We start from the raw sequence: 21,126 nt of genomic DNA on the forward strand, positions 1-21,126 counted from the left end.
GCTGGATAATGCCAGTAAGTTCAGTCGCCCAGCCAGCGGTCGGCAACCAGGCCCAGGGAGTAGTTGAGCTGCACCAGCAGCAGCAGGATGGCCCCGGCGTACACGCTCAGAAAGCACAACCCCGCCGCCGCCGCGTAGAGCACCTGCATGAGCACGATGCGCCGCACCAGCGCCTGGCTCACGGCCGCATCCACGGCCCGCAGCAGGCTGTGGCGCTGGGCGTAGCGGTAGCTGCCCAGAAGCGCCGCGCCCACCAGCAGCAGGTTGGCCCAGTATACCAGCACCGCCCCGCGCAGCGGGAAATGCGTGGTCAGAAAGGCCGTCGAAAACGGCAGCAGGCCCACCACCAGCAGAAAGGCAATGTGCCACCAGGCCAGCCGCCGGTCGCTGTGCTCCAGGTACGTGAACTGCGTGCTCTGGCACACCCAGAAGATGCCCAGCGACAGAAACCCCAGCACGTAGCCCCCGATGCTGGGCAACAGCCCCAGCAAGGCCGGCCCTACGTCGGCCTCGGTGCGCACGAGGGCGGCGGCCGGCACCCGCAGGTTGAGTACCAGCAGGGTCATGGCGATGGAAAACACGCCGTCGCTCAGCGACTCGATGCGGCGCAGGTTCTGGCCCGCCACGGTGGTGTAGGCCACGGGCGGGGCGTGCAGCCGGGCCACGGGCTAGCGGCGGGGCTTGGCCCGGCGGTGGTCACGGCGGTCTTCCCGGCGCACCAGCTTCGGCTCTTTGCTGAGGCTTTCGCCGTGCCGGATGGTGTGGGCGCGGTCCATTTTGCGGTCGGCCCGCTCCTGCTTCTGCACGCCGCGGGGCGTGTTTTGGGCGGCGGCCGGCATGCTGAGGGCGAGGGCTACCGCAGCAGCCAGGGGACGAAGAAAAGTCATAAGCGTAAGAAAGAGCGTAAAAAAGGGCCCGCCCCCGCCGTGTACGGCAGGGGCGGGCCACTGGGTTGGGGCGCGTCTACTCGCCGCTGGCCTGGCCCAGCTGCACCTCCTCCCCGAGCAGGTTCGACTCGGGCGTGGCCGAGTAGGGCACGGTTTGGGGGATGAAGTCGGCATCGGCACCGGGCTTGCTGTAGTCGTAGGGCCAGCGGTACACGGTGGGCACCTCGCCGGGCCAGTTGCCGTGCGGCACGTCGATGGGCGTGGTCCACTCCAGGGTGTTGGAATTCCAGGGGTTTTGGGTGGCGCGGCGGCCCCGCCATATGCTGTAAAAGAAGTTGAAGAGGAAAATAAACTGCGCGAAGAACACGGCGATGGCCGCCAGCGAAATCATCCGGTTGAGGTCGGCAAACTGCGAAAAGGCGTCGAAGCCCGTCCAGGAGTAGTAGCGGCGCGGGAAGCCGGCAATGCCCAGGTAGTGCATGGGCATGAAAATGAGGTAGACGCCCACGAAGGTGAGCCAGAAATGCACGTAGCCCAGCTTCTCGTCCATCATGCGGCCAAACAGCTTCGGAAACCAGTGGTACACCCCGGCAAACATTCCGAAGAAGGCTGCCGAGCCCATCACCAGGTGAAAGTGGGCAATGACGAAGTACGTGTTGTGCAGCTGAATATCGAGCGCCGCGTTGCCCAGCACGATGCCCGTGAGGCCGCCCGCGATGAAGAGCGACACGAACCCGATGCTAAAGAGCATGGCCGTCGTAAACCGAATGTTGCCGCGCCAGAGCGTCGCAATCCAGTTGAAGCTTTTTACGGCCGAGGGCACGGCGATAATCAGGGTCAGAAACATGAACACCGACCCCAGGAAGGGATTCATGCCCGTCACGAACATGTGGTGGCCCCACACGGCAAACGACAAAATGAGGATGGCGAAGAGCGAGCCAATCATGGCCCGGTAGCCGAAAATGGGCTTGCGGGCGTTGGTAGCCAGGATTTCGGACACGATGCCCATGCCCGGCATGATGACGATGTACACCTCGGGGTGGCCCAAAAACCAGAACAAATGCTGAAACAGCACCGGCGAGCCGCCCTGGTTGTGCAGCGCCTGCCCGGCAATGTAGATATCAGAGAGGTAGAACGAGGTGCCAAACGAGCGGTCGAACACCAGCAGCAGCAAGCCCGCAAACAGCACCGGAAACGTGAGAATGCCCAGAATAGCCGTGATAAATAAGGCCCACACCGTGAGCGGCAGCTTGGTCATGCTCATGCCCTTGGTGCGCAGGTTGAGCACGGTGGTCACGTAGTTGACGCCGCCCAGCAGCGTGCTCACCACGAACAGCACCATGCTCACTAGCCACAGGGTCATGCCCAGGCCTGAGCCGTCGATGGCCTGCGGCAGGGCCGAGAGCGGCGGGTACACCGTCCAGCCCGAGGCGGCGGGGCCGGTTTCGATAAAGAGCGAGGTGAACATGACGACCCCCGACAGGAAAAAGAACCAGTACGAGAGCATGTTCATAAAGCCCGATGCCATATCGCGGGCCCCAATCTGCAAGGGAATGAGCAGGTTGGCAAACGTGCCGCTGAGCCCTGCCGTGAGCACGAAAAACAGCATGATGGTGCCGTGCATCGTCACCAGGGCCAGGTAAAACTCGGGGTTGAGCTTACCGCCCTCAATCCACTTGCCCAGCAGCGGCTTGAGCCACTCCAAGGTGGCCTCGGGCCAGCCCAATTGCAGCCGAAAAAGCGTGGAGAGCACCCCGCCCACCAGCGCCCAGAACATGCCCGTGAGCAAAAACTGCCGGGCAATCATCTTGTGGTCCTGGCTGAACACGTACTTGAACAGCCAGTGCTGCGCCTCGTGGTGGTCGGGCCCGGCCAGGTGGTCGGCGTGGGTAGTGGCCGGGGCGGCGGCCGTGCCGATGCCCCCCTGCGCCTGCGAGGAAGCCGTGAACTCAGTAGCCATAGCGTAGTGCAAATTGCCCCCGGCCGGCCAGCGGCCCGCGCCAGGGAGTGGAAATAAAAGGGCGCCCTGGGGAGGAGGTAGCGTGGACGTGGTAGTCCGAGCACGAGCGCAGCGAGCAGTTGCGGGCGAACGATTTCCGATGCCGGCTGCTCGCTGCGCGAGTCCTCGGACTACCAAGCCCACGCTACAGCAACTGGCCCAAGGCAAACTTACCCGCCCGGTCTACCGGGCAACTGGTCGTTTTCCAGGTTTTTCTGGTACAAAGCCGGGTTTTGGCGGTAGGCCCGGGGCGAGCAGCCCGCGTGCTGGCGGAAGAAGCGCCCGAAGTGCGAGGCCTCCTCGAAGCCCAGGGCATAGCCCACCTCAGCCACCGACAGGCCCGTGGTGCCCAGCAGGTGCCGGGCCTCGGCCAGCACCCGCGCCCCAATAAGCTGGCGGGCGGGGCGGCCCAGGTGCTGGCGGCAGCAGGCGCAGAGGTGGTCGGGGCTCAGGTGCAGGCGGGCGGCGTAGTCGCGCACCGCGTGCAGGGTGCGAAAGTGCGCTTCCAGCAGCTGCGTAAACTGCCGGGCCACCGCCGCCCCCCTACCCCCCTGCGGGGCCGGCGCGGCCGGAAAAGCCAGCGCCAGCAGCAGGTGCAGGTAGGCGCGGGCCTGGGCGGGGTCGGCGGCCGGCTCGGCCAGGGTGCGGGCCAGGCCGCGCAGCAGGGCCGGCACTTCGGCCCGCTCGGCCGGGGGCAATACCAGCGCCCACGGCCCCGGCCCGACCGGCAGCCCCGGCGCGGGAAAGCTGGCCAGGTAGTAGTCGGCCAGAAAGCACACCACCTCGCCCCGGCAGCCCGCCGCCAGCGCCCAGCCCAGCACCGGCCCCGGCGGCAGCAGCACCAGCTGCCCCGGTTGCAGCGCCAGCGCCTGCCCCGGCAGGTGCAGCACGCCCGCGCCCCGCGCCACGTGCAGCAGCAGCCAGAAGCGGTGGGCGTGGGCCACGCCCGGCGCCCGGGCCGCCAAGGCTTCGAGGCGCTGCATCCGCAGCGGCTCGTCGGGCCGCCCAGTGGGGCACACCCGCCAGTCGAGCAGGGGAAAGGATGTGGGGTTCATAGGAATGGGAGTTGGTGGAATAGCGCGCCAGGGCCTACCCCCTAGGGGGCGGGCGTCAGCAGCTGGCCGTTGGCCACGGGGCTGATTTGCAGTACCTGGGTGGCGCTGCCGGTCTTGCCCGCGTTGTCCACCACGGCGGCCTTTACCGTGACGCTGGTTTTGCCGGCCGGCAGCTGCAGGGTGCCGCCCACCGTCCAGCCGAAGGTGGTGCGCACGTAACCGCTAGGGTCCATCTCACTGCCGGCCGTGTTAAAGACCGGGGCCAGGTTGCCGCCGGCCGCAATGACGTTGCCGTTGGGTTGCAGCAGCGGCACATCGAAGGTCACCACCAGGCCCGGCGCGTAGCGGTTCGGCCCCTTCGACGACTGGGTGCCGTCCACGATGGTGCCGCGGTCGGCATCGGCCTTGCCCAGGGCGTTCTCGTTCACCCCGATGCCGTTCTTCGACTTATCGAGGGCCGACACCTGCACAAAGAACAGTGCGCCCTGGCTGGGCGGCGTGGGCAGCACGCCCGCCGTCTGGATGCCGGGGCTGATGCTGCTGCCCGTGCGCGGGGCCAGCAGCGTCACCGTGGGGCCAGCCGGGTCGTCGGCGCCGGGCGTGAGGGTCGTAGTGAGCGGGGCCGGCGTGAGAGCCTGGCCGCTGGCGGCCCCGCCGGGGCCGGTGCCCACGCTTACTTTTTGGGTGGTCGTGGTAGTGCGCCCCGAACGGTCCTTGATGGCGGCCGTAAGGTTGAAGCTGGTGGTGCCGGCGGGCAGCGACTCCAGCACGTGCCAGCTCACCCAGGTCGTGACGCCGGGACCGGGCGTGTCGTCGGTGCCCGCGATGTTGAAGAGCGAGGCCAGGTTGGTGCCTTTGGCGATGACCACGCCCGCCGGGTTGGTCAGGTCCACGTCGAGGCTCACCGTGAGGCCGGGCAGGTTCACGTTGGGGCTGCCCACGGCGGCGGCGTTGCGGATGTTGAGGCCTTCCTTGGTGGGGATGGTCACCGTGTCCTGGGTCACGATTTCCAGGTTTACTAGGAAACCCGCCCCATCGAAGCTGCCCGCCCCGGTGCGGCCCACGCCGGGGGCTACCACGGCCCCGGCCACGGGCGACACGATGTGCAGCAGCGGCGAGGTATCGGCGGCCTGGGTATCGTCTTTTTTGCACCCAGCCAGCAGGGTAACGCCGCCCAGCAGGGCCGTGGCTAGCCCTAGGGCCAGCCGGCGCGGGGCGCTCGTAGAGGTGGAGAGAATAGTCATGTTAGGAAAGGAGTGAATGGGTGAGCGGGAAGAAAAAACGATGCTGTTGGGGGCCTACCCCCTATTCCCACCCATTGCGACGAAAAATGGCGTGGCCCTCGGCCGACTTCAGAAAGGCCACGAACTGCCGGGCGGTGGCCGCCTGGGTGGTGCGCTGGGTCAGGGCAATGGGCGTGCCCCGGCTCACGCGCTGGGCGCGGGGCAGGCGCACCAGGGCCGAGCCGGGCAGGCGCGGCTGCCATGAGGCGTAGGTTATCCAGGCGTCGTAGGCCTGGGGCTGCTGCTGCCAGAGGGCCACGGCCTCGGCGCTGGTCTTAACGGAGGTGCGGGTATTGTGCTGGAGGTTGGCGATGAGGGCCGGGGTGCGGGCCATATCCTCGGTCATGCCCATCTGGCCGGCCCCGTTCACGTCGAGCAGGCGCACGCCTTCCTTGGTCAGGTCTTCGAGGCGCTTGATGTGCAGGGGATTGCCCGTGCGCACCAGCACCGCCGATGCGCGGGCGTAGAGGCTGGTGCGGCTGGCCTCGTCCACCAGGCCGGGGTGGGCCAGCGCAGTTTGGGTGAGCATGTACTCGGCCCCGCCGTACACCAGGTCGGCATCCTGCGCGGCCTGGGGTAGCCACTGCGGCTCGGGGCCGGCGGTTACTTCCACGGCCAGGCCGGTTTGCTTGGTGAAAGCGGCAGCGCACTCCTTCATAGCCGTGGCCGGGCCGCCGGGGCCGTACACGCGCAGCGGGGGAGTCGAAAGCGGCGGGGCCGACTGGGCCAGGGCCGGCGCGGCTAATAACGTAGTGAGCATAAGGCAGCGGGCAACCCGGCCGAGCCGGGGGCGAAACAGGGTTTGCATGACGAAAAAAGCGGTTAGTTGGCCGGGGGCAGGAAGCCGTACTTGCGGTACACGGCCTGCCCGGCGGGGCTGGTGAGGAAGGCCACGAAGTCCTCGGCGGCCTGGGCGTGGGGCGCGGCTTTCAGCACCCCGGCCACGTAGTTGGCCGTGATGTTTTCCTTAGCCGGAATCTCGATGTTCTCCACCGGGTGGCCCAGCATTTTCTGGTAAAACGCCTCCGTGTACCACACCGGGGCGGCATCCGACTGGTCATAGAGCACGCGCATGGGCGACTGCCGGTGGTGAATTTGGGTCAGAAACGTGCTGCCCGCCTGCACTTTGGTGGTCATCACGGCCGTTTTGAGGGCCGCGCCGCCGGCCTTCTCATACGATTCCTCGATGCGCTTGCCGATGCCCTCCCACTCGGGGTTGGGCATGCTCACCCGCACCTCGGGGCGGCCCAGGTCGCGCAGGCTCTGTACCTTTTTGGGGTTGCCCTGGCGCACCAGGATGGCCAGCCGGTTTTGGGCGTAGCTGCTGGTGCGGGCAAACCACTCGGGGGTCATGTCCATCCGGCTTTTGCCGGCCGCGTACACGTCGGGCTTGAGGGCGATGCGTAGGTTGCCCACCACCAGGGCCCCACCCTGCTCAATCTGCTTGGCCAGGATGCCAGGGGGTAGGGTTTCGACGAAGATGCGCTGGTACTGGGGGTAGGCCTTACGAAATTCGCGCAGCAAGTCATCGAGCACCATAAACTGGTTGCCGCCAAAAAACACCACCAGCTGCGGGTCCACCACGTCGCCGTAGAGGTCGGGCACGTTGTCGATGCCGGGCACCGTGAAGGCCTCGCCGGTTTGGAACGGCGCGTTCCAGGGCGGGTCGAAGCTGTGGGCCGCGTCGGGCGGGGCGGGCTTTTGAATGGGCATGGCTTGGGCGAACGCGGCGGCCGGGGCCAGCGTGAGCGCGGCCAGGGCGAGCAGGTGGAGGAGGCGTTTCATGGGCGTGGCTAGGGGCGAACGAGCGCTTTAGGGGTGCACCAGCGACCAGCCCTGGGCCTGCCGGATTATAAGCTCCCCGTTGCCGCTGGGCACGTAGGCGATGAGCGGCAGCAGCTCGTCCTTGCTTATCTTCTTCTCCTTGAGCGTATTCAGGCACTGCGCCAGGATAACGCCCTGCTGCTTGAGGGCCGTGAGCTGCGCCTCGTAGGGCTGGTCCTTGCGGTAGAGCGTGGTGCCGTTGCCAAAGGCAATCAGCTCGATGGTCACCTTGCCTTTCAAGCGGGTGTCGGCCAGCGCGTTGCTGATGTTGCGCAGCGTCTGCTGAATCAGCTTGAGGTCGTCGCTGTCGAGCTGGTAGATGGCGTTGTAGTGCGCCAGGTCGGCGGTGGCCCCGGCGAAGGTGCCTTTCTGAAAGGCTTCGGCATCGTGCATGGCAGCGGGAGTTTGGGCGTGGCTGGAAAAGGCGAGGCCGGCGGCGAGCGCGGCGGTCAGCATCAGGGTTTTCATGAGCAGGAATTTGTGCTAAAATGTTTGCTACGACGCGGTTACTCCGCGCCCTTCTTGCCCTGGCTCATGGCCGCGTAGGGTCCGAACTGGTGCTGGTGCTGGGTAAACTGGTCGGCGTAAGGGGGGTAGGGGCAATCGACGGGCTTCTTGCTCAGGTCGGGGTAGTCCTTTTCGAGGTGGGCCATGCGGGGCCGGGGCATCGAGTTGATGAAGGCCGCGATGTCGTAGGCATCGGCATCGGAGAGAATGGTGTGCTCGGCGGTGGCCCCGAAGGGCATGTTGGCCTTGATAAAGCGGGCCGCCGTTTGCAGGCGGTGCATGCCGGCCCCGTCGTTGTAGCTGTCGGGCCCCCACAGGGGCGGGTACTGGTACTGCGCGTCGGAGCTGGCGCGCTGGCCCTGGCCGCCCGCCCCGTGGCAGCTGGCACACTGCTGGGAATACAGTACTTTGCCCTGCCCCAGGTCGGCCGCCCGGTTCGGAAACGTGACTTTTACGAAGCTCTGGCCCTTCACCTTCTCCCCCACCGGCACCTGGCGGCCCAGCCACTTCATGTAGGTCACCAGGGCCTTCATCTCCTTGCCGTCGAGGGGCAGCGGGCGGCCGTTGAGGCTGCGGGTCATGCACCCGTTGATGCGGTCTTCGAGGGTGCTGATGGCGTTTTCGCGGCCTTTATAAGTGGGGTAGATGCCCCAGATGCCCACGTAGGGGGCCGAAAAGGCCTTTTGGCCGGCTTGCAGGTGGCAGTTCTGGCAGGCCAGGTTGCTGCCCGCCAGGCGCAGTAGCGGGTCTTTCACTTGGGGGCCCAGGTACTGCGGGGTGTGGGCAATCAGCTCGTGGCCGTAGCGAATCAGCTCGCCCTCGGGGTTGTGTTTTACGCTGTCGAGCAGGAACCGGGCCGGGGCGAAGAAATTGACGGACTGCTTCGGGGCCGCCCCAGCCCCTGCAACCGGCGCGGCCGCCGTAGCGGCCAGCGGCGCGGCGGGCTGGGGCGGAAACACCAGCAGGTAGGCCGTCACGGCCACTACCAGCACCAGCAGGCCGGTGAGCCAGGTCAGCAGGCCGGCTACTTTCACAAACACCTGCTTGTCTTCGGGTTGCAGACGGGGGGTAGGGTCAGGAAACGTGGCCATGGCGGAGAGGATTGCTAAGAGAGCCTGTTTATCAGCGGGCTATTACCCGTATTGGCCGGGCCAGCAGCACTCGCCACCGGCCCGGCGCACCAGCCTAGACGGCGTGCAGAATGACGTAGAGCGAGGCGGTCGAAATCACCACCCACAGCAGGATGCCCAGCACGTAGGGCTTGATGCCCACCGACTTCACGACCTTAGCCGACAGCCCCGCGCCGATGAAAAACAGCGTGACCGTGAGGCCGATTTTGGCCAGGTTCACCATCACCGGCCCCAGGGGCTTGGCGGCGGGCACGAAGGTGTTGACCAGCATAGCCAGAATGAAGCCGAAGATGAAGTAGGGAATCTTGATTTTAACGCCTTTCTGCTTGAAAATCATGGCCGTGCCGATGGCCACCGGGATAATCCAGAGCGCCCGCGCCAGCTTCACGGTGGTGGCTACTTCGAGCGCCTGGTTGCCGTAGGCGGCCGCCGCGCCCACTACCGACGAGGTATCGTGAATGGCGATGGCGCACCAGAGGCCGAACTGATTCTGGCTCATGTGCAGGGCGTGGCCGATGGGCGGAAAGGCAAACAGCGCAATGGCATTGAGCACGAACACCGTGCCCAGGCCCACCGACATTTCCTCGTCCTTGGCCCGCAGCACCGGCCCGATGGCCGCGATGGCCGAGCCGCCGCAGATAGCAGTGCCGCACGAAATCAGGTGCACCACGTGCTTGCCCAGACCCAGCCACTTACCGACGAAGTAGCCCAGAAACAGCGTGCCGAAGATGGACACCACTGTAAACAAAATGCCTTCCTTGCCGGCCTGCACCGCCGCGTGGGCATTCATACCAAAGCCCAGGCCAATCACCGAGAATTGCAGCAGCTTGTGGGTGAAGGCTTTGGTGTGGCTGGTGAAGGGGTTACCCACTGTTTGGGCCAGCACCAGCCCTAGGGCCAGGGCGATGGGCGGCGAGGCCCAGGGCGTGAGGCAGAACACCAGAAACAGCCCGAACACCACCTGCCGCAAGGTGAAGTCCTGGCCGAAAGCCACGCGGGGCGTGTGCAGGTGGCGGAAGATGCCGGTGGTATTTACCCCTTCATCAAGGGCGGCGGCGGCGTGGTCCTGCTCGGCCGGCGAGGCGAAGAGCATCGGCTCGGCGCTGTGCTCAGGCTGCGGAGTAGGAGGCGCGGGAGTGGTGAGGTGGCTCATGGGGAAGTGGTTGTTATCTGGAGCAAATTTACGGCGCTTACCCCTTACTAGTTTATCTCAAAATGTTATGTCGAATAACCAATGGTTATGACAGGGAGCCGTAGCGCTCCCGGCATAGGGTAAGCAGCCGCGCGGCGGCTGGGGGCAGCGGCTGGTCGGGGCGGCGCACGCTCACCAGCGGGCGCGTCAGGCGCAGCCCCAGCACCCACACTTCTTCTAGTGCGCCGGCCAGCAGCTCGCGGGCCACCGCCCGGCGCGGCAGCAGCCCGATGGTACCCGGCGCGGCCAACAGGCGCTCCTTGATGGCCGCCAGCTGCGGCAGGTAGCGCACCTGCGGCAGCGCGGCCAGCTCCACGCCGTGCGCCTGCCGCAAGTGCTGCTCGATGCAGGCCAGCGTACCCGACCCCGGCTCGCGCAGCGCCAGCGGCCCGGCCAGCACCTGGGCCAGCGGCAACGGGCGCGGCGGGGGGCCGCCAGGGGTAGCCTGGCGCACGGCCACCAGCTCGTCGTGCAGCAGGTGCTCGTAGTGCAGGCGGGGGCAGCGCTCCAGGCCTTCCACAAAGCCCAAATCCAGCTCGCCCCGGCGCAGGCAGTCGGCCACCTGGCCGGTGGGCAGGTGACGCAGCTGCACCTGCAGGCCGGGCAGCTGCCGTTGCAGGCTGGCCAGCAAAACGGGCAGCACGTAGCCGCTCAGCGTGGCGCTGGCTCCTAGGCGCAGCACCAGGGAATCGGATGACATCGGGGCGGGTGGTAAAAAGTAGCCGGGCGGCCTGTTCCGCCCGGCCAATCAACTGCCAGCCAGCCCGCTAGTACCAGGCGGCCGGCGTTGATTGTGCGTCAAAATTACCTGGCTACCCCGCACCTTGTGTATTCCAAATGCTTATTCAGCATAACCAAAAATTATGGATAGGCGTCTGCCAGCTGCTTGTTCCCAGTCCCTAAATGCCGCCTGCCCGGCTGCCAGCTGGCCAAACCAACGGCAACCGGGCAGGGGCCTAGGCACGCGGCCAGCCGGGCGCTACAGGCTGGTTTGCTCGTTTTTCAGGTCGTACACGTCGCCACCGGCGTAGCGGGGGTCGTCGAGGGCGTAGGCGGCGCGCTCCACGTCGTCGTCGGCCCCGTGGGCGGCGATGATGGCAGCGGTAGCCTGGTTTTGCTCCACGTGGCCAACCTGCTGGGCGGGGTCGGCCTGGGCATCGCTCATGCAGTAGTGCTCCGTATTGGCGGCGTGCTTGCCGCGAAACGCGCTGAACTCGTCGGGGTTATCGTTGGAGCCGTCGTAGCTGGTTGCGCGGTAGGTGCGGGGCGCGTGGGGGTCGGCGGGGTGGCCGAAGTCGCCGTAGTGGGGCGTGCCGGCGTGGGCTTCGGCGGCGGGGGTAGCGGGGTTTTCGGGGTGCTGGCTCATGCGTGAAAAGAGCAAAAGAGGTGATTGGAAAAAGCTAGTAGCCACGTTGTAGCCGCGCCGCCGAATCGCCCAGTGGGCACTGACAGGGGCTGGCGAACTCAAAAGTAGCGGGCGAACTGCGTGGTCAGGTTATTCAAAATAGTTATTACGAATAACCATTTTGAGCAGTCTGTTGACAGCTCAGCGCCCGAAAACCAGGCGTTTCCCGCTTCCGGTTCTGCGCGTAGGTAGAAGGGAAACGGGGGACGGCTAGTGTCTAGGCGTAGCATAGGCTTGTCCTAAAAGCCCGTCTGCTCGTCTTTTAAATCGAATTTGTCGCCGCCCGCATAGCGCGGGTCGTCCTCGGCAAAGGCGGCGCGCTCCACATCTTCGTCCTTGCCCTGGGCGGCCAGCACGGCGTCGGTAGCCCGGTTCTGGTCGGCGTGGCCGCGCTGCTGGGCAGGGTCGTAGGGGCCGGTTTCGCAGCCGCCGTGGGTGCCTTCGGGGTCCATGTAGCCGCCCACGTATTGGCGGTTAGGGTGGTGCTCCGGGGTAGCGGGCACGGTGGCCGGGTCGCCAAAGGTACCGTAGTGCGGGGTGCCGGCGTGGGCACTGTCGGCGGCGGGGTGGGCGGTTTCCGGCGTGGGCTGTTCGGCGTCGGGGGCGGGGTGGTTTCGCATGGTGAAAGGGGGAAATATGCGGGCTGTGCCGCTGGTAAGTAGCGGCTACGTAACCCTTCCACCTACGCCGGTTGTTCGCCCGGCGTTCAGTTGATTAGTTATCGCTTATTCCCTTTGGTTATGGAAACGCTGCCCTGGGCCTGCGCAAAGAGCCAGAACCGCTGGGCCGGGCGGGGCAGCGGCTGGCCCTGCACCCACACGGCCTCAAACTGCCGGGGCAGGGCCAGCCCGGCAATGGGCACCACTTCGAGCAGGCCCGCCGCCAGCTCGCGCGTCAGTGCCTGCCGCGACACAAACCCTAGGGCCGTGGGGGCCGCCTCTAGGTAGCTTTTGATGGCCTCCGTACTGTCAAGGTAAATAGCCACTTGCAGGTCGGAAAGCTTGATTTTGCGCTCACGCAAAGCCATTTCCAGCACTTCCAGCGTGCCGGAGCCGCGCTCGCGCAGCACCAGCGGGCTGGCCAGGGCCTCGGCCAGGGGTAGGGGCTTGGTGGGCGACCCGGCGGGCGTGGCCCGGCGCACGGCTACCAGCTCGTCGGGCAAGAGCAATTCGTAGTGCAGGTCGCGGCTTTTGGTGCGGCCCTCCACGAAGCCCAAATCCAGCTCGCCGCGCAGTAGCGCGTCGGCAATGCGCTCGGAATTAGCATTAAATAAGGTAAGCTGCACCTGCGGGTAGCGGGCCTGAAAGGCCGGTAGCCAGCCCGGCAGCACGTACTGGCTCAGGGTGGTGCTGGCCCCCAGGCGCAGGCGGCCGGCGGCTTCTTCGGGGTCGCGCAGGCCCGCCAATTGCTCGTCGAGCTGCTGGGCCGAGGCGGCCACGGCCTCGGCGTGGGCGTGCAGCAGGCGGCCGGCCTCGGTGAGGCTTACGCGGTTGCCGCGCCGCTCCAGCAGGCGCTGGCCGTACTGGGCCTCCAGCTCCCGGATGTGCTTGGTGACGGCTGGCTGACTCACGAACAGCTCCTGGCCGGCCTTGGTAAAGCTCAGGTGCCGCGCCACGGCGGCGAATACGCGCAAGCGAAAATCGGACATGGGCGCGAAGGTCGGGGCCGTAGCGCGGATTTTCCGGCAAAAAGGGCGGGCGGGCCGTATGGGCCTCCTACTTTACCTGCTCCCGCATGTTCGCACACTTATCTATTCCCCTGTTGCTGCTGGCCTTTGCGGCGGCCGGGGCGGCCGTCTGGGTGGCCGGCATTTACCTGGCCAATACTACCTCGGTGCTGGCCAAGCGCTTCGGGCTGGGCCAGGCGCTGGGCGGCCTGCTGCTGCTGGCCGTGGTCACCAACCTGCCCGAGCTGGCCATCACGGTCAGCGCCGCCCTGAGCCAGCACCTGGAGCTGGCCATCGGCAACATCCTGGGCGGCATTGCGATGCAGACGCTGGTGCTGGTGGTGCTCGACGTATTTGGCCTGGGCAAAAAAGCGGCCCTCACTTACCGGGCCGCCTCGCTGGCGCTGGCGCTGGAAGGCGTGCTGGTGCTGGCCGTGCTGGCGGCCGTGCTGGTGGGCAGCCAACTGCCGGCCGCCGTTATCGTGGCCCGCGCGACCCCGGCGGGCCTGCTCATCCTAGGGCTCTGGGTGGTGGGCCTGTGGCTGATTGGGAAAGCGCAAAAAGGCTTGCCCTGGCAGGCGCACGACGCGGCCCCAACTGGCAGCCCGCCGCCTAAGCCCCCGGCCCCGGCCCAACCACAGCCCCCGGCCAGCACCGGGCGCACGGGGCTCGTATTCCTGGCTTCGGCCGTGGTGACACTGGTGGCCGGCGTGGTGCTGGAGCGCAGCGGCGACGCCTTGGCCACCCACTGGGGTTTGAGCGGCCTGCTGTTTGGGGCCACGGTGCTGGCGGCGGCTACCTCGCTGCCCGAGGTATCGACTGGCCTGGCCTCGATGAAAGCGGGCGCGTATGAGCTGGCCGTCAGCGATATTTTTGGGGGCAACGCCTTTTTGCCGGTGCTGTTTGTGGTGGCCAGCGCGCTCTCGGGCCAGGCCGCGCTGCCCCACGCCGGCAAGGCTGACCTCTACCTCACAGGCCTGGGCATGCTGCTCACCTGCGTGTACGTCTATGGGCTGGTTTTCCGGCCGCAGCGGCAGGTGGCCCGCATGGGCCTCGACTCGCTGGCAGTGCTCGCGCTATATGCGCTGGGTATGCTGGGGCTGCTGGCTATCAGTCACTAACAACCCTACTACTTTTCCCTACCCCATGCCCGACATCGTTTTGCTTCGCCACGGCGAGAGCACCACCAATTTGGCCAACGTCTTCACCGGCTGGACCGACGTGGACCTCACGCCCCAGGGCGTGGCCGAGGCCCACCGCGCCGGCCAGCTGCTGCACAAGCACGGTTTCCGCTTCGACGTGGGCTACACTTCCTACCTCAAGCGCACCATCAAAACGATGGACATCGTGCTGGAAGAGCTGGACCTGCTCTGGATTCCGGTGCAGAAGACCTGGCGGCTCAATGAGCGCTTCTACGGGGCGCTGCAGGGCCAGAACAAGGCCGCCGCCGAAGCCCAGTACGGGGCCGGGCAGGTACTGCTGTGGCGGCGCGACCCCTACGCGCACCCGCCTGCCATCACGCCCGCCGACCCGCGCTACCCCGGCCACGACCCGCGCTACCAGCACCTCACCGACCGCGAGCTGCCCCTGACCGAGAACCTGAGCGAAACGCTGGCCCGCGTCCTGCCCTTCTGGACCGAGACGGTAATGCCCGCCCTGCGCCAGCGGCAAAAAGTTATCGTCTGCGCCCACGGTAACAGCCTGCGGGCCCTAGTGCAGTACATCGACAAGCTCACCGACGAGCAGGTGACCCAGCTCGACATCGTAACCGGCGTGCCGATGGTGTACCAGCTCAATGACAACCTGGAGCGGGTAAACCATTATTTGCTAACGGAATAGGGCTACGGCAGCGCCGCCACCTGCGCGGCCAGTTGGGCCAGCTCCTGCTTCAGCAGCGCCACGCTGGCTTCGAGCTGGTCGTAGAAGTTGGCCCGCATTTGCAGCTCGCTGGCCGCGTAGGTGCCGCCGCGGCCGAAGAGCAGGTACAGCAGGCGCTGCCGGTCGGCGGAACTTCTAGCCCCTAGCTCGCCGGTGGTTTGCCAGCGGTGCAGCAGGGCTTCGCGCCGCGAAAGCGCGCCCGTCGCGCCAGCGGGGGCCGTGAGGTAGGCCCACACCGGCGCGGCCAGAGTGCGCGGCTGCGTAGTCACCGGCCCTAGGTCCACTAAGCCAATGTTGGCCAGCGCGTTGCGGCGGTGTGCGTAGGAAATGCGCGCATCGGGGACGTAGAGACTGAGCAACCCCAGCGCCGCCCCGGCCAGGCCAAACGCGATGCCAACCGGGCGGTAAATCGACTTGCGCACTTCCAGCAGCGCCAGCCCGCCGGTGACGACCGTGCCCAGGGCCCCGAGCACGATGGCCAGCAGCGTGTAGCGCCGGATGCGGCGAGCGGCCTGGTCGAGCAGGTAATCGGCCACCTGGTCGGCGCGCTCCTCCTCGCAGTCCAGTTCGGCGGTGGTGCTGCCCACCAGCAGGGCCAGGGCCGCCAGCTGCTCGCCCACGCGCTGCCGGGCGCTCAGGCGGGCCAGCGAGCCAAGTGGGGCCGCCACCAGCTGATGCAGGGCCGGCGCCAGGCCGTAGCGGTTGGCAGCGGCCAGCGTGGGGGCCGTGAAGTGGCGGCGCAGCAGGGTATCGGCCGCTAGCTGCGGGGCCGTCAGCACCGGGCCGGGGAGCGCGTAAGGCAGCTCGGCGGGGGCACACGCCACGGCAGCCGCCGGCGCGTCCAGCGCCCGCGAAGCGCCTACCTGCGCTACCACGCAGCCGCTCAGCCAGGCCAGCAGGGCAAAGCCGGCCCCGGCCGCCGCACGCCACCGCCGGGCCGCAGACAAGAAAGGGAAACTGGTCATGGCAGCAGGCAAAGAAGCCTCCTTAACGGCCGGGCCCGCCACAGGTTTTTAGCAATAATAGCCGGCAGGCTGCCCAATTATCACAACCCGCCCGTCGTCGCCTCGTATAAGGGCGCAGTACGGTGATGGATTTCCACCGCGAACCGCCGGCGCCTGGTGCGCTGCGCTGATGATTCCTACGAGACGGCTGGCCCTGGTGGCTACGCCGAGTAGTTCATCTTAGCGTTCGCTCCCGTGGCTTATCACCCCCTTTACTCCCGCTTAGTACCCGCCCGTTTACGGGCCCTCTCGCCTACCCCCACGGCTTGGTTTGTGGGGCGCTGGCTGCTGCTCTCCAGCTTGGTCGGCGCGCTGGCCGGCACTGCCTCGGCCGGCTTCTTAGTGAGTTTGGAATGGGTGACGCGCTGGCGCGAAACCCACCCCTGGGCCCTGGCGCTGCTGCCGGTGGGCGGCCTGCTGGTGGGGCTGGCCTACCACCGCTTTGGCAACCGGGTGGTGAAGGGCAACAACTTGATTTTGGACGAAATACACGCCCCGAGCGAAGTAATTCCGCTGCGGCTGGTGCCGCTGGTGCTGGGCGGCACGCTGCTCACGCACCTGTTTGGCGGCTCGGCGGGCCGCGAGGGCACGGCCGTGCAGATGGGCGGGGCGCTGGCCGACCAGCTTTCGCGCTGGCTGCCCCGGCGCGAGCGGCAGCTGCTACTCATCGCGGGCATGAGCGCGGGCTTCGCCTCCGTGTTTGGCACGCCGCTAGCCGGGGCCGTGTTCGGGCTGGAGGTGTTTCTGCTCGGCTCGATGCGCTACGAGGCCATTTTGCCCAGCTTTTTGGCCGCTATGGTGGCCGATGCCGTCACGCGGGCCTGGGGCGTGGGCCACACCGCCTACCCCGCGCTAGCGGCCCTGCCGCTCACGGCCCCAGGACTGGGCTGCACCCTGCTGGTGGGGGCCTTGTTTGGCCTCACGGCCCGCAGCTTCGCTACCCTCACCCACTGGATAAGTAAGCAGTTTGCCCGCATCGCCTACGCGCCGCTGCGGCCGGTGGTGGGCGGCGTGCTGGTAGCGGGCATCATGTGGGCGCTGGGCACCATGCGCTACGCTGGCCTGGGCGTGCCGGTCATCGTGGAGGCGTTTCAGCACCCGCTGCCGCCCCAGGATTTTGCCTGGAAGCTGGCCCTGACGGCCCTCACGCTGGGGGCGGGCTTCAAGGGCGGGGAGGTCACGCCGCTGTTTTTCATCGGGGCGGCGCTGGGCTCGGCGCTGGCCGTAGTGCTGCCGCTGCCGGTGGCGCTGCTGGCGGGCATGGGCTTTGTGGGGGTGTTTGCGGGTGCGGCCAATACGCCACTGGCCTGCCTGTTCATGGGCCTGGAGCTATTTGGTACCCACGCGGGCATCTACCTGGGGCTGAGCTGCGTGGTGGCCTACCTGTTTTCGGGCCACAGCGGCATCTACTCCTCTCAGCAGGTGGGCCAGCCTAAGCACCCGCTGTTGGGCCGCCACCGGGGCCGCCGCCTGGGGGCGCTGCACCAGCCGGCCGACCGGCGGCCCTAGGGCAGGCCGCGGCCTTTTTCTTCACCACCCTCCTTTTCCTCGCCATACTCGACCAGCTGCAAACCCTGGACACACGCCTGCTTCTGCTGGTCAACGGCCACCACACGCCCTTCTGGGACGGCCTGCTGTGGTGGGCAAGCCAGACGTTTACCTGGGTGCCGTTCTACGCCGCGCTGCTGGCCGTGCTGGTGGGCAGCTTCGGCCGGCGGGCCTGGGTGCTGGTGCCGCTGATTGCGGTGCTTATTCTGGCCAGCGACCAGCTGGCATCCGGGCTGCTCAAGCCCTGGGCGCACCGGCTGCGGCCCAGCCACGAGCCCGGTCTGGTGGGGCAGCTGCACCTGCTGCACGGCTACCGGGGCGGCCCCTACGGCTTCGTGTCGTCGCACGCAGGCAATGTGTTTGCGCTGGCGTTTTACTTGTTTTTCACGGCCCGGCACCGGCTGCCGGGGCTAGCCTGGGTGCTATTCCCCTGGGCGGCACTGGTGGCCTACAGCCGGGTGTACCTGGGTGTGCACTACCCTTCCGACGTGCTGGTGCCCGCGCTGCTGAGCCTGCCCCTGGCCTACGGCGTGAGTTGGCTCTATACCTGGATTATCGCGCGCTATGTGCCACTTTCCCCCGCTTCTTCCCCACCAGTTGTCTGATGCCTAGTCCTTTGCCCACCCCGCCGGCCGGGTTCCCGCTCTCGGCCACGCACCAGCGGGTGCTCAGCTCGCTGATGCTCCTGCTCGAAGACCGCCTGGCCAGCCTGCGGGCGGTGCTGGGGCCGCCCGCGCCCGGCATTGCCCAGCGCTGGGCTGCCGACTTGCCCGCGGCCGACCGCGCCGCCCTGGCCGCCACGGCCGAGGCGTTTCACGCCGAGCTGGCCGCCTTGCACGCCGCCTACCGCCTCGACACGCAGACCCGCTCGCCCCGCCACGAGGTAGCCTTCCGCGCCGCCCAGCTCTGGGAAATCCTGGGCGACGCGCCGGCCGCCAAGTTCAGCAGCTATGGGGCCCTACCCCCGGCCCTGGCTCCCGACTGGGATGCCCGTGTGCTGCGCCTCACCGAGTTAGCCAACCAGCTGCTGGCGCAAGCCAACGCCCCCGATTCACCCCCCGCCTAGCCCTGACCAAGTTGGTCCGGCCATTTTATCCTACTTCATTTTTTCAATCCCCTATGAAAATCACCTCCCTAACCGCCCTCGAAGTGCTCGACTCGCGCGGTAACCCCACCGTCGAAGCCGACATTACCCTTGAAGGCGGGGCCACCGGCCGCGCCCTGGTGCCCGCCGGGGCCAGCACCGGCGAGAAAGAAGCCGTGGAGCTGCGCGACCGCGACCCCAAACGCTACGGCGGCCTGGGCGTGCAAAAGGCCGTGGCCAACGTGCAGGGTGAAATCAGCCAGGCTATTCTCAACCAAGACCTTACCGACCAGGCCGACCTCGACCACCGCCTCATCGCCCTCGACGGTACCCCCAACAAGAGCCGCCTCGGGGCCAACGCCATCCTGGCCGTGTCGATGGCCTACGCCCGCGCCCTGGCCGCCGCTAACGGAAAACCGCTCTACCGGCAGCTGGCCGACCAGGCCAGCTACGTGCTGCCTGTGCCCTGCCTGAACGTGCTCAACGGCGGCCGCCACGCCGATAACAACGTGGATTTTCAGGAATTCATGATTGCCTCGCACAACGCGCCCACCTTTGCCGAGTCCATACGCATGAGCGTGGAAACGTTTCACGCCCTCAAGGCCCTGCTCAAGCAGAAGGGCTACTACACGGGGGTAGGCGATGAGGGCGGCTTTGCCCCCAATCTGAAGTCGAACGAGGAGGCCGTGGAGCTGCTGCTCGAAGCCATCACGAAGGCTGGCTACCGGCCGGGCACCGACATCTCGCTCTGCCTCGACCCCGCGTCGAGCGAGCTGTGGGAGAAGGGCAAGGATGGCCAGCCGGGCCAGTACCGCTTGTTCAAATCGACCCAACAAACCTTCACTTCCGCGCAGTTCAACGACCTGTGGGTGAGCTGGGTAAGCCAGTACCCCATCATCCTGCTCGAAGACGGCATGGGCGAGGACGACTGGGCCGGCTGGCAGCTGCACACCCAGGCCCTAGGGAGTAAAATCGAGCTGGTGGGCGACGATATTTTCTGCACTAACCCCGCCATCCTGCAAGCCGGTATTGACCAGCACATCGCCAACTCGGTGCTCATCAAGCTCAACCAAATCGGCACCGTCACCGAAACGCTCGCCACCGTGCGCCTGGCGCAGGCCAACGGCTACAACCAGTTCGTGTCGCACCGCTCGGGCGAAACCGAGGACACCTTCGTGGCCGACCTGACGGTAGCCACCGGCGCGGGCCACCTCAAAACCGGCAGCGGCTCGCGCTCCGAGCGCATCGCCAAGTTCAACCAGCTGCTGCGCATCGAGCGCGAGCTGGGCGGCGCGGGGCGCTTTGCGGGCATCAAGGCCTTTAAGAATCAATAAATGACGGCGATTGCCCCGGCGGGCTACTGGCGCCAGTAGTCCGCCGGGGCTGACTTCTCACGTGCACCTTATGTTTCGATTGCTAGCCATCATCGCCGTGGGCGGGGCCCTGGGCAGCGTGGGCCGCTATTTGTTGCAGCTGCTGGTGGCGCGGCACTTCGTGCACCCTTTTCCGCTGGGCACGCTGTTGGTCAACGTGTTGGGCTGCCTGCTCATTGGCTTCTTCTACGCGGCGGCCGAGCGGGGCACCATCGGCTCGCCCGAGCTGCGACTGTTGCTCACCACGGGCTTTTGCGGGGGCTTCACCACGTTTTCGACCTTCTCCTACGAAACCATCGCCCTGCTCACCGACGGCGAATACGCCTACGGGGCGCTCTACGTGGCCGGCAGCGTGCTGCTGGGGCTGGGGGCCACGTTTGCGGGCGTGGTGGCGGTGCGCTTTTTATAAACTTCTCTTCTTAACCCTTTTATCGCATGGCTACTTTGCAACCGGCGCAGCTGCTACGCCTCTACGTGAGCGAGCAGGACAAGCACCAGCACCAGCCGCTCTACGAGGCGCTGGTATACGCGGCGCGGCAGGCGGGCCTGGCCGGGGCCACCGTCACCAAGGGCGTGCTGGGCTTCGGGGCGCAGGGCCAGGTGGAATCGGCCAAGCTGCTGACCCTGGCCGAAAACCTGCCCCTGGTGCTGGACTTCGTGGACAGCCCGGCTGCCATCGCCCGCTTCCTGCCCGAAGTCGAGCGCCTGTTTAGCGAGGCCGGCAGCGGCGGGCTACTCACGCTGACCGAAGTACAAGCCGCGCATTATTAAGTATTGACTAATGGCCCCTACCCCACCCCCGTTGCCCGCCGTGCGCGAGCTGGGCGAATTGCGCATCTACCTCACCCAGGCCGACAAGCACGCCGCGCCGGGCCTGCGCGGCCGCCTCTTCCCTGACCCGCTGGCCCACGCGCTGGTCGACAAGGCGCACGCCTTCGGCATTTTACAAGCTACTACCCACACCAGCGGCTACGGCTACGCGCTGGGCGGGGCCGTGCGTGCCCGCCACCTCGAAGTAGAAGCGGGCCAACTGGCCCTATGCGTGGAACTGCTCGACGAGCGCACGCGCCTACTCGCCTTCTGCCAGCAGCAACAGGAGCTACTGCGGGGCAAAGTCGTGGTGTTCCGGCCGGTGGAGCAGTGGGAAGTCGCCCGCAGCTTGCCGGAACAATAGCGGGACAATCCGCGCCAAAAAAACCTTAGTAGGCGACCAATCTGCTGGCCGTGCCGATGCAGGTGGCTGATGCGCAGGTGGCCCGAGCCGTAAAAGGCGCTGGGTCTGTTTTGCGAC

Annotated in this window: 24 protein-coding genes and 1 riboswitch; of the genes, 9 read left to right on the plus strand and 15 right to left on the minus strand. The window is 66.9% G+C overall.

The features are described 5' to 3' along the window. Positions 1–20: 20 nt before the first annotated feature. The 14 genes from Q5H89_RS20355 to Q5H89_RS20420 form a co-directional block, all read right to left on the minus strand. Positions 21–665, minus strand: a complete 645-nt coding sequence (locus tag Q5H89_RS20355) for a TMEM175 family protein (RefSeq protein ID WP_305021191.1) — start codon at positions 663–665, stop codon at positions 21–23. 3 nt (positions 666–668) lie between these two features. Further along, positions 669–887: a hypothetical protein gene (locus Q5H89_RS20360; protein ID WP_305021192.1), complete on the minus strand. Its 219-nt coding sequence runs from the start codon at positions 885–887 to the stop codon at positions 669–671. 76 nt (positions 888–963) lie between these two features. Continuing rightward, positions 964–2,847, minus strand: coding sequence for a cytochrome c oxidase subunit I (locus tag Q5H89_RS20365; protein WP_305021193.1), 1,884 nt, complete (start codon positions 2,845–2,847; stop codon positions 964–966). A 209-nt stretch (positions 2,848–3,056) separates the two neighbouring features. Further along, positions 3,057–3,941 carry an AraC family transcriptional regulator gene (locus Q5H89_RS20370; RefSeq protein ID WP_305021194.1) on the minus strand — a complete coding sequence of 295 codons (885 nt, stop codon included), beginning with the start codon at positions 3,939–3,941 and terminating at the stop codon, positions 3,057–3,059. A gap of 41 nt (positions 3,942–3,982) precedes the next feature. Next, the gene (locus Q5H89_RS20375; protein ID WP_305021195.1) at positions 3,983–5,185 is read right to left on the minus strand and encodes a hypothetical protein; all 1,203 of its coding nucleotides are present in this window, start codon (positions 5,183–5,185) and stop codon (positions 3,983–3,985) included. 61 nt (positions 5,186–5,246) lie between these two features. Further along, positions 5,247–6,032: a substrate-binding domain-containing protein gene (locus tag Q5H89_RS20380; protein ID WP_305021196.1), complete on the minus strand. Its 786-nt coding sequence runs from the start codon at positions 6,030–6,032 to the stop codon at positions 5,247–5,249. Between the two features lie 14 nt (positions 6,033–6,046). Next, positions 6,047–7,009 (minus strand): molybdate ABC transporter substrate-binding protein, encoded by a 963-nt coding sequence (locus tag Q5H89_RS20385; RefSeq protein ID WP_305021197.1) that lies wholly within the window; start codon positions 7,007–7,009, stop codon positions 6,047–6,049. Between the two features lie 27 nt (positions 7,010–7,036). Beyond that, on the minus strand, positions 7,037–7,516 hold the full coding sequence (locus tag Q5H89_RS20390; protein ID WP_305021198.1) for a DsrE family protein: 480 nt from the start codon (positions 7,514–7,516) through the stop codon (positions 7,037–7,039). A gap of 38 nt (positions 7,517–7,554) precedes the next feature. Further along, positions 7,555–8,646 carry a c-type cytochrome gene (locus Q5H89_RS20395; RefSeq protein ID WP_305021199.1) on the minus strand — a complete coding sequence of 364 codons (1,092 nt, stop codon included), beginning with the start codon at positions 8,644–8,646 and terminating at the stop codon, positions 7,555–7,557. Between the two features lie 94 nt (positions 8,647–8,740). Next, positions 8,741–9,838: a YeiH family protein gene (locus Q5H89_RS20400; RefSeq protein WP_305021200.1), complete on the minus strand. Its 1,098-nt coding sequence runs from the start codon at positions 9,836–9,838 to the stop codon at positions 8,741–8,743. A gap of 85 nt (positions 9,839–9,923) precedes the next feature. Beyond that, the gene (locus tag Q5H89_RS20405; RefSeq protein WP_305021201.1) at positions 9,924–10,577 is read right to left on the minus strand and encodes a LysR substrate-binding domain-containing protein; all 654 of its coding nucleotides are present in this window, start codon (positions 10,575–10,577) and stop codon (positions 9,924–9,926) included. Between the two features lie 279 nt (positions 10,578–10,856). After that, positions 10,857–11,243: a hypothetical protein gene (locus Q5H89_RS20410; protein WP_305021202.1), complete on the minus strand. Its 387-nt coding sequence runs from the start codon at positions 11,241–11,243 to the stop codon at positions 10,857–10,859. A gap of 278 nt (positions 11,244–11,521) precedes the next feature. Continuing rightward, positions 11,522–11,902 carry a hypothetical protein gene (locus Q5H89_RS20415; RefSeq protein ID WP_305021203.1) on the minus strand — a complete coding sequence of 127 codons (381 nt, stop codon included), beginning with the start codon at positions 11,900–11,902 and terminating at the stop codon, positions 11,522–11,524. A gap of 98 nt (positions 11,903–12,000) precedes the next feature. After that, on the minus strand, positions 12,001–12,930 hold the full coding sequence (locus tag Q5H89_RS20420) for a LysR substrate-binding domain-containing protein (protein ID WP_305021204.1): 930 nt from the start codon (positions 12,928–12,930) through the stop codon (positions 12,001–12,003). An 86-nt stretch (positions 12,931–13,016) separates the two neighbouring features. On the opposite strand from Q5H89_RS20420, the gene Q5H89_RS20425 reads away from it, so the two are divergent. Together Q5H89_RS20425 and gpmA are read left to right on the plus strand one after the other, a co-directional pair. After that, positions 13,017–14,069, plus strand: coding sequence for a sodium:calcium antiporter (locus Q5H89_RS20425; protein WP_305021205.1), 1,053 nt, complete (start codon positions 13,017–13,019; stop codon positions 14,067–14,069). Positions 14,070–14,094: 25 nt separating this feature from the next. Then, the gene (gene gpmA, locus Q5H89_RS20430; protein ID WP_144853218.1) at positions 14,095–14,787 is read left to right on the plus strand and encodes a 2,3-diphosphoglycerate-dependent phosphoglycerate mutase; all 693 of its coding nucleotides are present in this window, start codon (positions 14,095–14,097) and stop codon (positions 14,785–14,787) included. Positions 14,788–14,789: 2 nt separating this feature from the next. On the opposite strand, the gene Q5H89_RS20435 is transcribed toward gpmA, so the two are convergent. Continuing rightward, positions 14,790–15,791, minus strand: coding sequence for a hypothetical protein (locus tag Q5H89_RS20435; RefSeq protein WP_305021206.1), 1,002 nt, complete (start codon positions 15,789–15,791; stop codon positions 14,790–14,792). Between the two features lie 112 nt (positions 15,792–15,903). Continuing rightward, positions 15,904–15,977, plus strand: a riboswitch (Fluoride riboswitch). A 126-nt stretch (positions 15,978–16,103) separates the two neighbouring features. Here Q5H89_RS20435 and Q5H89_RS20440 point away from each other — a divergent pair. The 7 genes from Q5H89_RS20440 to Q5H89_RS20470 all read left to right on the plus strand — a co-directional run bounded on the left by Q5H89_RS20440 (position 16,104) and on the right by Q5H89_RS20470 (position 21,009). After that, positions 16,104–17,339 carry a voltage-gated chloride channel family protein gene (locus tag Q5H89_RS20440; protein WP_305021207.1) on the plus strand — a complete coding sequence of 412 codons (1,236 nt, stop codon included), beginning with the start codon at positions 16,104–16,106 and terminating at the stop codon, positions 17,337–17,339. A gap of 155 nt (positions 17,340–17,494) precedes the next feature. Further along, positions 17,495–17,983 (plus strand): phosphatase PAP2 family protein, encoded by a 489-nt coding sequence (locus tag Q5H89_RS20445; RefSeq protein ID WP_305021208.1) that lies wholly within the window; start codon positions 17,495–17,497, stop codon positions 17,981–17,983. After that, on the plus strand, positions 17,983–18,444 hold the full coding sequence (locus tag Q5H89_RS20450) for a hypothetical protein (RefSeq protein ID WP_157569750.1): 462 nt from the start codon (positions 17,983–17,985) through the stop codon (positions 18,442–18,444). The genes Q5H89_RS20445 and Q5H89_RS20450 overlap by 1 nt, the downstream gene beginning before the upstream one ends. A gap of 53 nt (positions 18,445–18,497) precedes the next feature. Then, positions 18,498–19,796, plus strand: a complete 1,299-nt coding sequence (gene eno, locus Q5H89_RS20455) for a phosphopyruvate hydratase (protein ID WP_305021209.1) — start codon at positions 18,498–18,500, stop codon at positions 19,794–19,796. A 70-nt stretch (positions 19,797–19,866) separates the two neighbouring features. Next, positions 19,867–20,244: a fluoride efflux transporter CrcB gene (gene crcB / locus Q5H89_RS20460; protein ID WP_305021210.1), complete on the plus strand. Its 378-nt coding sequence runs from the start codon at positions 19,867–19,869 to the stop codon at positions 20,242–20,244. A 26-nt stretch (positions 20,245–20,270) separates the two neighbouring features. After that, complete coding sequence (locus Q5H89_RS20465; protein WP_157569748.1) at positions 20,271–20,606, plus strand: DUF190 domain-containing protein; 336 nt, start codon at positions 20,271–20,273, stop codon at positions 20,604–20,606. Positions 20,607–20,616: 10 nt separating this feature from the next. Next, complete coding sequence (locus Q5H89_RS20470) at positions 20,617–21,009, plus strand: DUF190 domain-containing protein (protein WP_144853233.1); 393 nt, start codon at positions 20,617–20,619, stop codon at positions 21,007–21,009. Positions 21,010–21,126: the final 117 nt, after the last annotated feature.

Source organism: Hymenobacter cheonanensis (assembly GCF_030581075.1).
Taxonomy (GTDB): Bacteria; Bacteroidota; Bacteroidia; order Cytophagales; family Hymenobacteraceae; genus Hymenobacter.

Bases quoted from the DNA above. Each gene is read 5' to 3' on its own strand.
- Q5H89_RS20360 (WP_305021192.1), bottom strand. From the start codon at position 887: ATGACTTTTCTTCGTCCCCTGGCTGCTGCGGTAGCCCTCGCCCTCAGC.
- Q5H89_RS20365 (WP_305021193.1), bottom strand. From the start codon at position 2,847: ATGGCTACTGAGTTCACGGCTTCCTCGCAGGCGCAGGGGGGCATCGGC.
- Q5H89_RS20370 (WP_305021194.1), bottom strand. From the start codon at position 3,941: ATGAACCCCACATCCTTTCCCCTGCTCGACTGGCGGGTGTGCCCCACT.
- Q5H89_RS20375 (WP_305021195.1), bottom strand. From the start codon at position 5,185: ATGACTATTCTCTCCACCTCTACGAGCGCCCCGCGCCGGCTGGCCCTA.
- Q5H89_RS20380 (WP_305021196.1), bottom strand. From the start codon at position 6,032: ATGCAAACCCTGTTTCGCCCCCGGCTCGGCCGGGTTGCCCGCTGCCTT.
- Q5H89_RS20385 (WP_305021197.1), bottom strand. From the start codon at position 7,009: ATGAAACGCCTCCTCCACCTGCTCGCCCTGGCCGCGCTCACGCTGGCC.
- Q5H89_RS20390 (WP_305021198.1), bottom strand. From the start codon at position 7,516: ATGAAAACCCTGATGCTGACCGCCGCGCTCGCCGCCGGCCTCGCCTTT.
- Q5H89_RS20395 (WP_305021199.1), bottom strand. From the start codon at position 8,646: ATGGCCACGTTTCCTGACCCTACCCCCCGTCTGCAACCCGAAGACAAG.
- Q5H89_RS20400 (WP_305021200.1), bottom strand. From the start codon at position 9,838: ATGAGCCACCTCACCACTCCCGCGCCTCCTACTCCGCAGCCTGAGCAC.
- Q5H89_RS20405 (WP_305021201.1), bottom strand. From the start codon at position 10,577: ATGTCATCCGATTCCCTGGTGCTGCGCCTAGGAGCCAGCGCCACGCTG.
- Q5H89_RS20410 (WP_305021202.1), bottom strand. From the start codon at position 11,243: ATGAGCCAGCACCCCGAAAACCCCGCTACCCCCGCCGCCGAAGCCCAC.
- Q5H89_RS20415 (WP_305021203.1), bottom strand. From the start codon at position 11,902: ATGCGAAACCACCCCGCCCCCGACGCCGAACAGCCCACGCCGGAAACC.
- Q5H89_RS20420 (WP_305021204.1), bottom strand. From the start codon at position 12,930: ATGTCCGATTTTCGCTTGCGCGTATTCGCCGCCGTGGCGCGGCACCTG.
- Q5H89_RS20425 (WP_305021205.1), top strand. From the start codon at position 13,017: ATGTTCGCACACTTATCTATTCCCCTGTTGCTGCTGGCCTTTGCGGCG.
- gpmA (WP_144853218.1), top strand. From the start codon at position 14,095: ATGCCCGACATCGTTTTGCTTCGCCACGGCGAGAGCACCACCAATTTG.
- Q5H89_RS20435 (WP_305021206.1), bottom strand. From the start codon at position 15,791: ATGACCAGTTTCCCTTTCTTGTCTGCGGCCCGGCGGTGGCGTGCGGCG.
- Q5H89_RS20450 (WP_157569750.1), top strand. From the start codon at position 17,983: ATGCCTAGTCCTTTGCCCACCCCGCCGGCCGGGTTCCCGCTCTCGGCC.
- eno (WP_305021209.1), top strand. From the start codon at position 18,498: ATGAAAATCACCTCCCTAACCGCCCTCGAAGTGCTCGACTCGCGCGGT.
- crcB (WP_305021210.1), top strand. From the start codon at position 19,867: ATGTTTCGATTGCTAGCCATCATCGCCGTGGGCGGGGCCCTGGGCAGC.
- Q5H89_RS20465 (WP_157569748.1), top strand. From the start codon at position 20,271: ATGGCTACTTTGCAACCGGCGCAGCTGCTACGCCTCTACGTGAGCGAG.
- Q5H89_RS20470 (WP_144853233.1), top strand. From the start codon at position 20,617: ATGGCCCCTACCCCACCCCCGTTGCCCGCCGTGCGCGAGCTGGGCGAA.